Below are 13,631 nucleotides of genomic sequence, written 5' to 3'. Positions count from 1 at the left end.
TCGCCCACGGCTGGCGGAACCGGTATGCAACCGGCGAGAGTTGGTTTCACCGCAGCATGCTGTTAACTGTTCGTTGTGACTGAGTTGGCCCGAGGATCGGCCCCGATGCCTAGCGTTTCCACCGTGCCCGACCCGTCCCCCACCTCGCTCCGCGTAGCCGTGCTCGCGGACTCCGACACTCGGTGGAAATGGGGAGCTCTCACCGCGCGCCGACTGGCGCCGGGGTCGGCGGTTCACGGCTATCTCCTGCGCGGCCGCGCCACGCCCACGGCACGGCAGCTGGCGGAGACCGGGGTCCAGGCCGACGAGCTCCGCGAGATCGACGCCGTCGACTTCCTCGCCGAGCTCGGCGACCGGGCGCACAGTAGCGACGCCCAGGACCGGGCACTCGGTGACCGGGCGGACGCCGGGGGCGCGCGGGAGCCGTACGACGTGCTCGTGCTGTCCTGCGTGGGCGGCACCATCCAGGCCATGCTGCACGGCCTGACCCGGGCCTGGGAGAGCGCCGACCGGCGCCCCGTGGTGGTCACCGGCTACGTCGGCGTGGTCTACGAGAAGCTGGCCGACGGCCTGCTGCTGCGCCACGGCGCGGACCTGATCCTGGCCAACAGCCCGCACGACGCCAAACGCTTCCGCGCCGTCTACGACGGGGTCCGGGCCGACAGCTCCGCCGTCACCGAATGCGTACTGCCGTTCCTCGGCGGCCGCGGCTACGACCCGGACGCCGTGGCGCGCGGCGAGCGCCCGTACCGGGTGGTGTTCGCCGTCCAGCCCTCCGTGCCCGACGGCCGCAAGGAGCGCGCCTACCTTCTGGGGCGCGCCATCGAGCACGCGCGCCGGCACCCGGAGCGCGAGGTGGTGCTGAAGCTGCGCAGCCGCCCCGGGGAGCACACCACCCATGTGGAGGAACTGCCCTACCAGCGACTCGCGGACCGGCTGAAGGACGAGCAGCCGCCCAATTTCCGGCTCGCCTACGGGAACATGGGCGAGGTGCTCGACGGCACCGACCTGCTGGTCACGGTCAGCTCCACGGCCGCCCTGGAGTCCCTGCAACGCGGCATCCCCACCGTCGTGCTCAGCGACCTCGGCATCCGTGAACCGCTCGGCAACCACTACTTCATCGGCTCCGGCTGCTTCGCCTCCTGGGACGAACTCGACGACGGCCACCTGCCGGAACCAAGCCCGGAATGGCTCGCCGACCAGGGCATCACCCCGGCCGCGCCCCTGCCCGAGGACCACCTCGACGAACAGCCGTCCGACGAACACCTGTCCACGGAACATCTGTCCACGGAACGCCTGTCCACAGAAGCGCTGTCCGAAGAGAAGATCTCCGAAGAGGAACTGTCCGATTCCGCGAACTTCAACATAGCCCGCGGCCGACTCGTCGAGCTGCTCGGCCAGGCGCGGCAGGCCGGCCTGCCCCCGCTCGCCCCGTACTACACCGCCCGCACCGCGCCCGAGTACCTGCCCCGAATCCTGGCCAGGCACGGCCTGGACGCCAAGGGCGACCCCATCGGCGCGCCGCGCGCCGACGCCGGACCCGGCTCCGGCCTCCGGCGGGCCTCCCGCACCCTGCTGCGCCGCACCGCCCGCGGCGCCTACCGCGCCGGCGTGCAGCGCGTCGCCCCCATCATCCGCCGCTGGGGACAGCTGTGAATCGCGGAGACCGAGCCCGTTCCGCGGTGGGCGCCGTGGAGTGTTCCGAGTGGATCGGGCCTGTGCGCCAGGTGGCGTCTGTGCGGTGTGCTGGCAACGGTGCTGTGAACGGTTTGCGCTCCGGTGCAACCACGCGCCCCGGTCGCGAGTCGAACGTCACGACGAAGGGCGCGACCCGTGGGCCGTGGGGGAGACTGTGCCATGAGATAAGCGGTGGGACGGCCGTGGCGGCGGCGCCGCGGCCCGCCCTGCCCGACCCGAGCGAGACGAGAACGAGGCCGACCCCATGAGTGCTGCACTGACTGACGTTCCCGCGTGCGGAAACTTCGAGGGGGTGGCGATCCCATGAGTGCTGCACCGACAGCCGTTCGCGAATGCACGCCCGTGTGTACGCCCGCGGGCACGCCCGTGCACGAGGGGGTGCCGACCTCATGAGCACCGTGCTGGCCGTCATCCCCGCCCGCGGCGGATCCAAGGGCGTGCCCGGGAAGAACCTCGCGCCGGTCGGCGACGCCCCGCTGGTCGCCCGCGCCGTGCGCGAGTGCCGCGGCGCCCGCCTGCTGACCGGAGTCGTGGTGTCCACCGACGACCCCGGTATCGCCACCGCGGCGCACGCCGCCGGCGCGGAGGTCATCGAGCGCCCCTCGCAGATCTCCAACGACACCGCCACCAGCGAGTCCGCGGTGCTGCACGCCATGGGCGTCTACGAGGAGCGCCACGGCTCCGGCATCGACGTCGTGCTGCTGGTCCAGTGCACCAGCCCGTTCCTCACCCGCGAGGAGATCGACGGGGTGGCCGCCGCGATACTGGACGGCGCCGACTCGGCCCTGACCGTCGCCCCGTTCCACGGCTACGTCTGGCGCGAGGACGGGGAGCACACCGGCGGGTACGGGGTCAACCACGACAAGTCGTTCCGGCCGCGCCGCCAGGACCGCCCGCAGGACCTGCTGGAGACCGGCGCCGTGTACGGGATGCGCGCCGAGGGCTTCCGCACCGCCCAGCACCGCTTCTTCGGCCGCACCGAACTGGTGCGCGCCGACGCCGCCCGGGTGCTGGAGATCGACGATCCGCACGACCTCGCTCGGGCCCGTGCGCTGGCCCCGCTGCTGGACGGCGGCCGGGCCTCGCTCGCGGCCGAACCGTTCCCCGACGCGTTCGTGGACTACCTGCCGACCCGCGACGACATCGACGCGGTCGTACTCGACTTCGACGGCACCCAGACAGACGACAGGGTGCTCGTGGATTCCGATGGACGGGAGGTGGTCGCCGTGCACCGCGGCGACGGCCTCGGCATCGCCGCCCTGCGCCGCGCCGGGCTGCCGCTGCTGATCCTGTCCACGGAGGAGAATCCGGTCGTCGCCGCCCGGGCGCGCAAGCTGCGCATCCCGGTCATGCACGGCGTCGACCGGAAGGACCTCGCACTGAAGCAGTGGTGCGAGGAACAAGGAATCGCGCCAGAGCGCGTGCTCTACGCGGGCAACGACGTCAACGACCTGCCGTGCTTCGACCTCGTCGGCTGGCCGGTCGCTGTCGCCAGCGCCCATGACGTCGTGCGCGGCGCCGCTCGCGCGGTCACCTCCGCGGCAGGAGGGGCCGGCGCGATCCGCGAGATCGCCTCGTGGATCCTCGGAAAGGAACTCACAGCATGACCCCTGGCAACCGCCTTCGTAAGCTCGGTGACCGTGTCGCGGGGCCCGGCCGTCCCGTCTACATCACGGGCGAGATCGGCATCAACCACAACGGCGACCTGGAGAACGCCTTCGCGCTGATCGACGCCGCCGTCGAGGCCGGCTGCGACGCCGTGAAGTTCCAGAAGCGCACGCCGGAGATCTGCACCCCGCGTGACCAGTGGGACATCGAGCGGGACACCCCGTGGGGCCGGATGACGTACATCGACTACCGGCACCGTGTCGAGTTCGGCGAGGACGACTACCGGGCCATCGACGACTACTGCCGGCAGAAGGGCATCCACTGGTTCGCCTCGCCGTGGGACACCGAGGCCGTCGCCTTCCTGGAGCGGTTCGACGTGCCCGCGCACAAGGTGGCCTCCGCCTCGCTCACGGACGACGAGCTGCTGCGCACCCTGCGGGGCACCGGTAAGACCATCATCCTGTCCACCGGCATGTCGACGCCGAAGCAGATCCGGCACGCGGTGGAGGTGCTGGGCAGCGAGAACATCCTGCTCTGCCACGCCACCAGCACGTACCCGGCCAAGGCCGAGGAGCTCAACCTGCGGGTCATCCACACCCTCCAGGCCGAGTACCCGAACGTTCCGATCGGCTACTCGGGCCACGAGACCGGCCTGCAGACCACCCTGGCCGCGGTCGCGCTCGGCGCCGTGTTCGTCGAGCGGCACATCACCCTCGACCGCGCGATGTGGGGCTCCGACCAGGCCGCGTCGGTCGAGCCGCAGGGACTCCAGCGGCTGGTGCGGGACATCCGCATCATCGAGGAGTCGCTGGGCGACGGCGTGAAGCGGGTCTACGACAGCGAGCTGTCCCCGATGAAGAAGCTGCGCCGGGTCAAGGGCGTCGTCGCGGAGCAGGACGAGCAGCAGCTCGAGCCCGCGCCCGCCGTCTGAGTCCCACGCGCATGCACGCAGACGCCGCCCCGGCGGCCCGCACCCCGCAGAGCCGCCGGTGACCACCGGAACGGACGGAGCAGGCATGAGCGTGTCAGGCGTCAGGACCTCGGCCGGTGTCACAGCGCTATCCAGCGCCGGGACGCCGGCCGGCGTCGGGACCCCGGCCGTGGCCGGGACGCCCTCGGGCGTCCCGGCGCTGACGGAGCTCGTATGAGTGCCTCACGTGCGGAGACGCTGGCGTTCGCCGAGAGCCGGGTCCAGCTGCTGACGGAGCTCGCATGAGTGCCTCACGTGCCGAGACGCTGGCGTTCGCCGAGAGTCCGGTTCAGCTGCTCAACATCCTGGAGTGGGCCCACGCGGCCAGTCCCGGCGCCTTCACGGTGGTCATCCTGCCGCCGCAGGGCCCGGCCAGCCGCGGGCAGTTGCGCAGGATGGCCAAGCTCGCCAGGGACTCGGGCTGCCGCGTGCTGTGGCGCGAGGCCCGGGGCGGTGCCGTCACGCCGTCCCGGGCGCTGGCCGCGCTGGCCGGCCCGCTGCGCCGGGCGCGGCGGCTGGTGATCGGCGATCCGTTCTCGCACTATCTGCAGCTGCTGCTGTCGATGGCGCGGCGTTGCGACGTGGTGGTGGTCGACGACGGCACCGCCACCATGGAGTTCGTGGCCCAACTCGGGCGCGGGGAGCGGCTGGTGCGTTGGCACCGGACGGCGCCCCGGGGCGCCAGGGCCGCGCTTTTCGCCCCGGTGGCGCGCCGGGCGGTGTCCCGGCTCCGGCCAGGCAACGGGCGCCGGGTCGAGGTCTTCACGGCCATGCCGGTGCAGCCGTTGGACGGCATCACCATCACGGCCAACACCTTCGCCTGGACCCGCGCCCGCTTCGGGCCGCCGGAACTCACCGGCGGCTCCGACATGGTGGGCACCTCGCTGGTCGAGACCGGCGTGCTGGACGAGGAGCGCTACGTGGGCGCGGTCGTCGAACTGGCCAGGGCACACGGCGTCACCCGGTACTTCGCGCACCGGAAGGAGACCCCGGAGAAGCTGCTCCGGCTGACCCAGGAGGCCGGGTTGGAGATCGTCCGCCCGGAACTGCCCCTCGAACTGGTCTCCCGGTGCGGCCCCATCGGCTCGAAGATCCTCAGCTTCCCCTCCACCGTGGTGCACACCCTGCCGCGGGTGCTCTCCGACACCGACATCGCGGTCGCCGTGTGCGACATAGCGGAGACCTGGTACACCGACCGGGTCACAGACCGCGCCACCGGTTTCCTGACGACCGTCACGAACTCGGCCCTGGGCACCCACGGCCTGTCGAGCCTGCGCACCGGAAAGTAGCCGCCCGCGCCACCGGTTTCCTGACGACCGTCACGAACTCGGCCCTGGGCACCCACGGCCTGTCCAGCCTGCGCACCGGAAAGTAGCCGCCCGCGCCACCGGTTTCCTGACGACCGTCACGAACTCGGCCCTGGACACCCACGGCCTGTCCAGCCTGCGCACCGGAAAGTAACCGCCCAGGCGCGGCGCCGGTGCCAAGACCCCGTCTGCCCGACGTGAGATTGGCGACACCGGATGCGGGTACCCGGGAGCACGTAACGAACCAACTCAAGTCATACGCGGGTCAAAAAGGCACCTATACCCAGTCACTCGCGACCTCATGCGGTCCCGACGTCATCCCGCTGGATGAAGATTTCATGACAGGCTGCCAACGGCTCGCCGAAGAGGACTAATCTCAGTCACGTGAGTGATCTGCCGCATCCCGAGCCCGCATCCGTCCCGGGCGTCGCCCCGGCCGCCGTCACCCTGCCCGGCCTCGTAGCCGAGGAGCTCGAGGCGGAGCTCATCGCCTTCCGGCGGGATCTGCACATGCACCCGGAGCTCGGGAACCAGGAGGTACGCACCACCGCGGTGCTCAAGGAGCGCCTGGAGCGCGCGGGCCTGGTCCCGCGCGTCCTCGACAGCGGCACCGGACTCGTCTGCGACATCGTGCCGCCGAACGCGGACCCGGCGGACGAGACCCCGATGCTGGCACTGCGCGCCGATATCGACGCGCTGCCCATCCCCGACACCAAGACCGTCCCGTACCGCTCGACCATCCCGGGCCGCTGCCACGCCTGCGGGCACGACGTGCACACCACCATCGTGCTCGGCGCCGGCCTGGTGCTCGCCGAGCTGGCGAACACCGGGCGGCTGACCCGGCCGGTGCGGCTGATCTTCCAGCCCGCCGAGGAGGTGCTCCCCGGCGGGGCGAACGAGGCGATCGCCGCCGGCGTGCTCGCCGGCGTCGGCCGGATCCTGGCCCTGCACTGCGACCCGAAGGTCGAGGTCGGCCGGCTCGGCGTGCGCACCGGAGCCATCACCTCGGCCTGCGACCGGATCGAGATCAGCCTGGCCGGGCCCGGCGGCCACACCGCCCGCCCGCAGCTGACCACCGACCTGGTCACGGCCGCCGCCAAGGTGGCCACCGAGGTGCCCGCGCTGCTGTCCCGCCGGGTGGACACCCGCGTCGGCATGGCCGTGACCTGGGGCCGGATCACCGCCGGCCACGCGCCGAACGTCATCCCGCAGAGCGCGGAGCTGTCCGGCACCATGCGCTGCCTGGACCTGGCCGCCTGGCGCGCCGCCCCCGACCTGGTGCACGCGGCGGTCGACGAGGTCGCGGCGATGTACCGGGCGAAGTCCGAGCTCCAGTACATCCGCGGTGTCCCGCCGGTGGTGAACGACGCGGACTCGACCGCGCTGCTCACCCGCGCGATGACGCTGCGGTGCGGCGCGGCCTCGGTGGAGCCGACCGAGCAGAGCCTCGGCGGCGAGGACTTCTCGTGGTACCTGGAGCACGTGCCCGGCGCCATGGCCCGGCTCGGCGTCCGCCCACCGGCCGACGCCTCGCCCACCCCGCGGGACATCCACCAGGGCGACTTCGACGTGGACGAGCGCGCCATCAAGGTCGGCGTCGAACTGCTGACCGCGGCAGCCGCGCTGAGCTGACCAGCACACCTGGCCGGCGCAGACCTGCCGGCACACCTGACCGGCGCTGGGCTGACCGGCACACCTGACCAGCACACCTGGCCAGCACACCTGACCAGCACTGGGCTTACCGGCTCGTCTGTTGGGTGCGGATGGAGTGGGAACGCGGCGCCTCCGTGTTGCGGAGGCGTTGCGTTCACACCGATCTGATAACGGGCCCGAACCCCGGCTTCCACCCTGATCTACGCGCGTTACGATGCGCCCAGCAGCGCCGTAAGAGGCGCTTTCGACCGAAGGGATCCTCCCTCTTGCGCCGCGTAACCAAGCTTGCAGCCACGGTCGCCGTCACGGCCGTCCTCACTCTGACCGCGAGTGCCTGCGGTGAGAGCTCCACGGAAGACAACGCCGACGAGAACAAGGAGGCGGGCGTCGGCATCGCCTTCGACGTCGGCGGTCGCGACGACCACTCCTTCAACGAGTCCGCCGCCCGCGGCGCCGACCAGGCCGCCGACGAGCTGGGCGTCGACGTCGAGTTCATGACGGCGGGGAACGGCGAGACCGACGCCGAGCGGGTGCAGCGGCTGACCACCCTCGCCGAGGGCGGGTACAACCCCGTCATCGCCGTCGGCTACCTCTACGCCGGCGCGGTCGAGCAGGTGGCCGCCGACTACCCGGACACGACGTTCGGCATCGTGGACGGCGCCCCCGAGGGCGACAACGTCTACAGCATGCTGTTCGCCGAGAACGAGGGCTCCTACCTGGCCGGCGTCGCCGCCGCGCTGAAGACCGAGACCGACCACGTCGGCTTCATCGGCGGGGTGAACAACCCCCTGATCCAGAAGTTCGAGGCCGGCTTCGTCCAGGGCGTGCAGGACACCAACCCCGACATCGAGATCGACGTCGAGTACCTGTACGAGAACGACGATGCCGGGTTCAACGACGTCGCCCGGGCCCGTGACAAGGCCAACGGCATGCTGAGCCGCGACGTCGACATCATCTACACGGCCGCGGGCCAGTCGGGCGCGGGCGCGATCGAGGAGGTCGCCGGCACCGAGGGCGCCTGGGCGATCGGCGTCGACTCCGACCAGTACCAGCAGCCCGGCCTGGCGGAGTACCAGGACTCCATCCTGACCTCCGTGGTCAAGGGCGTGGACACCGCGGTGTTCGACCTGATCCAGCAGGTGGAGAACGGCGACGCGCCGTCCGGGGTGCACGAGTACAACCTGGCCGAGGGCGGCGTCTCCCTCGCCACCTCCGGCGGTTTCATCGACGACATCTCGGCCGAGATCGACGAGGCCACGCAGCGCATCGTCGACGAGGGATACGAGGTCAACGAGACCCCGTGACCCGCGGACCCGGCACCGGACACCCGGTGTCGTGCCGCCCAGGCGCCCCCGGCCGGCACGGCCCAGGAGGGGAGGCGCCAGGGCCGTGGCCCTCACGGGCCACGAGCACCGCCCCGGCGGGGCAGCGCCCCTCGCTGCCCACGCCGGGGCGCAGGGGCGTTGCCCTCCCGGCGCCATCTTCACGCGCTGTGCCTCGCCGCCCCGGGCCCGTTGCCCGGCCCCGCCCGTCAGTTCCGGGTGCCCGCTCCCCGGCGGCGGCGCACCCGGTAGCGTTCGGCCCGACCGGGTCCCGGCTCTGTCCTGCCGAGCCCACGGCCCGGGCCCGGCCGTGTCCCGTATCCGTCTGAGGAGAGTGCGTCATCAAAGCCTCCAGCAGCCCTCCGCAGCCCGACGGCGGCGCTCCCGGCTCCGGTGACGCCGGCGGTTCCGCCGCCGAGCGCACCGCCGCCGTGGAGCTGCGGGGCATCACGAAACGCTTCCCCGGCGTCGTGGCCAACCACGACATCGACATCACCGTCCGGCGCGGCACGGTGCACGCCCTCGTCGGGGAGAACGGCGCGGGCAAGTCCACCCTGATGAAGATCCTCTACGGCATGCAGAAGCCGGACGAGGGGACGATCACGGTGGACGGCGAGCGGGTCTCGTTCGGCAGCCCCGCCGACGCCATCGCCCGTGGCATCGGCATGGTGCACCAGCACTTCATGCTCGCCGACAACCTCAGCGTCCTGGAGAACGTCGTGCTCGGCGCCGAGCGCCTGCACGGCATCGGGGCCGGCGCCCGCCACCGGATCCTGGAGCTCTCCGACGCCTACGGGCTGAACGTCCGCCCCGACGTGCTGGTGGAGGAGATCGGCGTCGCCGACCGGCAGCGCGTGGAGATCCTGAAGGTTCTCTACCGGGGCGCCCGCACCCTGATCCTGGACGAGCCGACCGCCGTGCTGGTGCCGCAGGAGGTCGACGCGCTCTTCGGCAACCTCCGCGGGCTCACCGACGAGGGCCTGACCGTGCTGTTCATCTCCCACAAGCTGGGCGAGGTGCTCACGGTCGCCGACGCGATCACCGTGATCCGCCGCGGCACCACCGTGGCCTCCGTGCTCCCCTCCGAGACCACGCCGAAGCGGCTCGCCGAGCTGATGGTGGGCACCGAGCTGCCCACCCCGGAGACCCGCGAGTCCACGGTCACCGACCAGCCCGTGCTCACCGTCGCCGGCCTGCGGCTCACCGGCCTGGACGCTGACGGCCAGACCCGCACGCTGCTGTCGGACATCGACTTCACCATCCACCGCGGCGAGGTGCTCGGCATCGCCGGGGTGGAGGGCAACGGCCAGGTGGAGCTCGTGGAGGCCGTCATGGGCATCCGCGAGCCGGACGCCGGCCGGATCACCCTGGACGGCACCGACCTCTCCCGCGCGTCCACCCGCCGCCGCCGCGAGCAGGGCATCGGCTACATCCCGGAGGACCGGCACCGGCACGGCCTGCTGCTCCAGGCGCCGCTGTGGGAGAACCGGATGCTCGGCCACGTCACCCAGCGGCCCAACAGCCGCGGACCGTGGCTGACCGCGGCCGACGCCCGCGCCGACACCGAGCGGATCGTCGCGGAGTACGACGTCCGCACGCCCGGCATCGAGGTCACCGCGGCCAGCCTCTCCGGCGGCAACCAGCAGAAGCTGATCGTCGGCCGGGAGATGAGCCACCAGCCCAAGGTGCTGATCGCCGCGCACCCGACCCGGGGCGTGGACGTCGGCGCGCAGGCGGAGATCTGGGACCGGATCCGGCAGGCCAGGCACGACGGGCTTGCCGTTCTGCTGATCTCCGCCGACCTGGACGAGCTGATAGGCCTGTCCGACTGCCTGCGGGTGATGTACCGGGGCCGCCTCGTCGCCGACGCCGACCCGGCCACCATCACCCCCGAGGAACTCGGCACCGCCATGACCGGCGCCGCCACCGGCCACCTGGAACACGTCACCGACGAGCCCAGCGACGCCCCACCCCCCGGCGTCGAGCGCGCCGGCGGACCGGACGACACCGGGGATGCCGGGGATACCGGAGGCACCGAAGGAGAGGGGGAGAGGCCGTGAGCCGCCCACCGCGCGTTCTCGCCCGACTCGACCGCGAGAAGCTGATCCTCGCGCTGGCCGCCCCACTGCTGTCCATCGTGACGGCGGTGGCCATCACCTCGCTGGTGATGGTCATCACCGGCCAGAACCCGTTCAGCGCGTACGGGGTGATGCTGGACTTCGGCATCAAGAGCGACAGCCAGGTGTGGATCATCAACAAGGCGATCCCGTACTACCTGGCCGCCGCGGCCGTCGCCATCGGCTTCCGGATGAACCTCTTCAACATCGGCGTGGACGGCCAGTACCGGATAGCCGCCTTCTTCGCCGCCGTGGTCGGCGGAGCGCTGAGCCTTCCCGGCATCGTGCAGATCCCCGTCATCATCCTGGTCGCGATGGCCTGCGGCGCGATATGGGCGGGCATCGCCGGCTACCTCAAGGCGACCCGCGGGGTCAACGAGGTCATCACGACCATCATGTTGAACTTCATCGCCGGCTCGCTCATCGGCTACTTCCTCCAGGCCGACCGGCTCGGCGAACTGGACGGGGTCATCATCCACACCCCGGACATCCCCGAGTCCAGCTTCTTCTTCGAGTTCCCGACCACCCCCGACCCGGTGTACGGCACCATCGTGCTGTCCGTGCTCACCGGCGTCGGCTACTGGCTGCTGCTGGGCCGCACCCGCTTCGGCTACGACCTGCGCGCGGTGGGCCGGTCCGAGCCCGCCGCCGAGGCGAGCGGCGTCAGCGTCAAGCGCACCGTGGTCACCGCGATGCTGCTGTCCGGCGCGGTCGCCGGGCTGGTGGGCATGCCCACCCTGCTCAACGAGTCGGGCAACTACGGCAACGACTTCCCCGAGGGCCTCGGCTTCACGGGCATCGCCATCGCGCTGCTCGGCCGCAACCACGCGGTCGGCATGGGCTTCGCCGCCCTCCTGTGGTGCTTCCTGGAACGCACCGGCACGCAGTTGGAGTTCGAGGGCTACGCGCAGGAGATCGTTGACGTGATGCAGGGCATCATCGTGCTCTCCGTCGTCATCGCCTACGAACTGGTCCGCCGCTGGGGCCTGCGCCGCCAGCAACGCATGGTCGGCGAGGAACTCGCCCGCGCCGCGGCCGGCCCAGCCAGCCTCACCAAGGAAAAGGCCAAGGACAAGGGAGTGTCGGCGTGAGCAGCACTCTGAAAGATCGCGGGACCGCCTCGGGAGACGGCTCGGCGTCCGGCTTCGCCGGCCTGCTGCGACGGCTGCGTCCCCCCGCGGCCGACGGGCGGCGCCGGCTGTCCGGCCCGGTGATCCTGCTCCTGATCGCCGGGGCGCTGGTGCTGTTCTCCCTGGTCCGCGCGCTCACCGACGAGGCCAGCCTCACCGAGAGCGCCCAGTGGAGCAGTGCCATCGGCGCCGCCGTGCCGATCGGCCTGGCCGGCCTCGGCGGCCTGTGGGCGGAACGGGCCGGCGTGATCAACATCGGCCTCGAGGGCATGATGATGCTGGGCATGTTCGCCGCCGGCTGGATCGGCTGGCAGCACGGCCCGTGGGCCGCGGTGCTGGCCGGCATCGTCGGCGGCGCGCTCGGCGGCCTGGTGCACGCCGTCGCCACCGTCACCTTCGGCGTGGACCACATCGTCTCCGGCGTCGCCATCAACATCCTGGCGCTCGGCGTGGTGCAGTTCCTCGCCAAGCTGTGGTTCGGCGCCGAGGGCAGCGAGGCCGCGGCGGCCGGCGGCAACGACAAGCAGTCCCCGCCGATGGAGACCATGGAGCCGTTCACGGTGCCCGGCGTCTCCGACTGGCTCGGCGACATCGACGAGCAGAACGTGTTCCTGCTCTCCGACGCCGCGGGCATCCTGCGCGCGGCCGTGCAGAACGTCTCCTGGCTGTCGCTCCTCGCCGTGGCCCTCTTCGTCGGCAGCTACCTCGTGCTGTGGCGCACCTCGTTCGGCCTCCGGCTGCGTTCCTGCGGCGAGAACCCGCAGGCCACGGAGTCGCTCGGGGTGAACGTCTACCTCTACAAGTACGTGGCCCTCGTCGTCTCCGGCGGGCTGGCCGGGCTGGGCGGCGCGTATCTCGCGGTGCTCATCCACATGTACCTGGACGGCCAGACCGGCGGGCGCGGCTACCTCGGCCTCGCCACCATGATCTTCGGCAACTGGCGGCCCGGCGGCGTGGCCACCGGCGCCGGCCTCTTCGGCTTCATGGACGCCCTGCAGAACCGCGGCGGCGGCGACACGGTGCACGCGACGCTGCTGCTCTTCGCGCTCGCGCTGGCAGGCTGGGCGGTGTGGCAGCTCACCCGCCGCAGGCGCGGCTCGGCGACGGCCGGCGCGCTGCTGGCCGTGGTGCTGTGGGTGTGGTTCGCCACGACCGACACCATGCCGAGCGAGTTCGTCTCGGCCACCCCGTACCTGACGACGCTGCTGGTACTGGCGCTGTTCTCACAACGCCTGCGGCCACCCAAGTCGATCGGCAAGCCCTACCGCAGAGGCGAGAGCACATGAGCGAGCCCTCGAGCCAGTCCGCTGCCCAGCCTTCGGCAGACCTCAAGCCCTACCGCAGAGGCGAGAGCACATGAGCGAGCCACCCAGCCCGCGGCCTGCTGCCCAGCCCGCCGCCCAACCCCCTGCCCAGCCCTGGCAGGCGCTGCGCGCGGCTGCCAGGGAGGCGATGCGTCGCGCGTACGCCCCGTACTCGGACTACCCGGTGGGCGCCGCGGCGCTGGTCTCCGACGGGCGGACGGTCACCGGCTGCAATGTGGAGAACGCCTCCTACGGCCTCGGCCTGTGCGCCGAATGCGGCCTGGTGTCCGCGTTGCACGCCACCGGCGGCGGCCGGCTGACGCACTTCACCTGCTGCGACGGCCAGGGCCGGATCATCACCCCGTGCGGCCGCTGCCGCCAGCTGCTGATGGAGCACGGCGGCCCCGACCTCGCCGTCGACACACCCGGCGGCATCCGTCCGTTGGCCGAGTTGCTCCCCGACACATGGGGCTTCGGCACCGGGGCCGCCCCCGACCCGGACTCCGCCCCCGCCCCCGCCCC

The 13,631-nt window shown here is 71.9% G+C and carries 10 protein-coding genes; all 10 read left to right on the top strand.

The window, feature by feature from the left end:
- Positions 1 to 105 precede the first annotated feature (105 nt).
- Positions 106 to 1,656 carry a DUF6716 putative glycosyltransferase gene (locus ABGB06_RS31000; protein WP_347595764.1) on the top strand — a complete coding sequence of 517 codons (1,551 nt, stop codon included), beginning with the start codon at positions 106 to 108 and terminating at the stop codon, positions 1,654 to 1,656.
- Positions 1,657 to 2,087: 431 nt separating this feature from the next.
- Entirely contained in the window at positions 2,088 to 3,305 is a 1,218-nt protein-coding gene (locus tag ABGB06_RS30995; protein WP_347595761.1) for an acylneuraminate cytidylyltransferase, read from the top strand.
- Complete coding sequence (locus tag ABGB06_RS30990) at positions 3,302 to 4,237, top strand: N-acetylneuraminate synthase family protein (RefSeq protein ID WP_347595758.1); 936 nt, start codon at positions 3,302 to 3,304, stop codon at positions 4,235 to 4,237. Before ABGB06_RS30995 ends, ABGB06_RS30990 begins: the two co-directional genes overlap by 4 nt.
- A gap of 281 nt (positions 4,238 to 4,518) precedes the next feature.
- Positions 4,519 to 5,565 (top strand): hypothetical protein, encoded by a 1,047-nt coding sequence (locus ABGB06_RS30985; protein ID WP_347595755.1) that lies wholly within the window; start codon positions 4,519 to 4,521, stop codon positions 5,563 to 5,565.
- 411 nt (positions 5,566 to 5,976) lie between these two features.
- Entirely contained in the window at positions 5,977 to 7,215 is a 1,239-nt protein-coding gene (locus ABGB06_RS30980; RefSeq protein ID WP_347596153.1) for an amidohydrolase, read from the top strand.
- Positions 7,216 to 7,502: 287 nt separating this feature from the next.
- Positions 7,503 to 8,540 (top strand): BMP family ABC transporter substrate-binding protein, encoded by a 1,038-nt coding sequence (locus ABGB06_RS30975; RefSeq protein WP_347595752.1) that lies wholly within the window; start codon positions 7,503 to 7,505, stop codon positions 8,538 to 8,540.
- Between the two features lie 359 nt (positions 8,541 to 8,899).
- Entirely contained in the window at positions 8,900 to 10,618 is a 1,719-nt protein-coding gene (locus tag ABGB06_RS30970; protein WP_347596150.1) for an ABC transporter ATP-binding protein, read from the top strand.
- Positions 10,615 to 11,766, top strand: coding sequence for an ABC transporter permease (locus ABGB06_RS30965; protein WP_347595749.1), 1,152 nt, complete (start codon positions 10,615 to 10,617; stop codon positions 11,764 to 11,766). Before ABGB06_RS30970 ends, ABGB06_RS30965 begins: the two co-directional genes overlap by 4 nt.
- Positions 11,767 to 11,828: 62 nt before the next feature.
- Positions 11,829 to 13,091, top strand: a complete 1,263-nt coding sequence (locus tag ABGB06_RS30960) for an ABC transporter permease (RefSeq protein WP_347596147.1) — start codon at positions 11,829 to 11,831, stop codon at positions 13,089 to 13,091.
- Positions 13,092 to 13,257: 166 nt separating this feature from the next.
- On the top strand, positions 13,258 to 13,631 hold a 374-nt coding region (locus ABGB06_RS30955; RefSeq protein WP_347596144.1), incomplete at its 3' end, for a cytidine deaminase.

This window comes from Streptomyces sp. B6B3, from assembly GCF_039871525.1.
Lineage (GTDB): Bacteria > Actinomycetota > Actinomycetes > Streptomycetales > Streptomycetaceae > Streptomyces.
The sequence above is the reverse complement of the archived record's forward strand: the minus strand, read 5'-3'. Positions and strand labels throughout refer to the sequence as shown.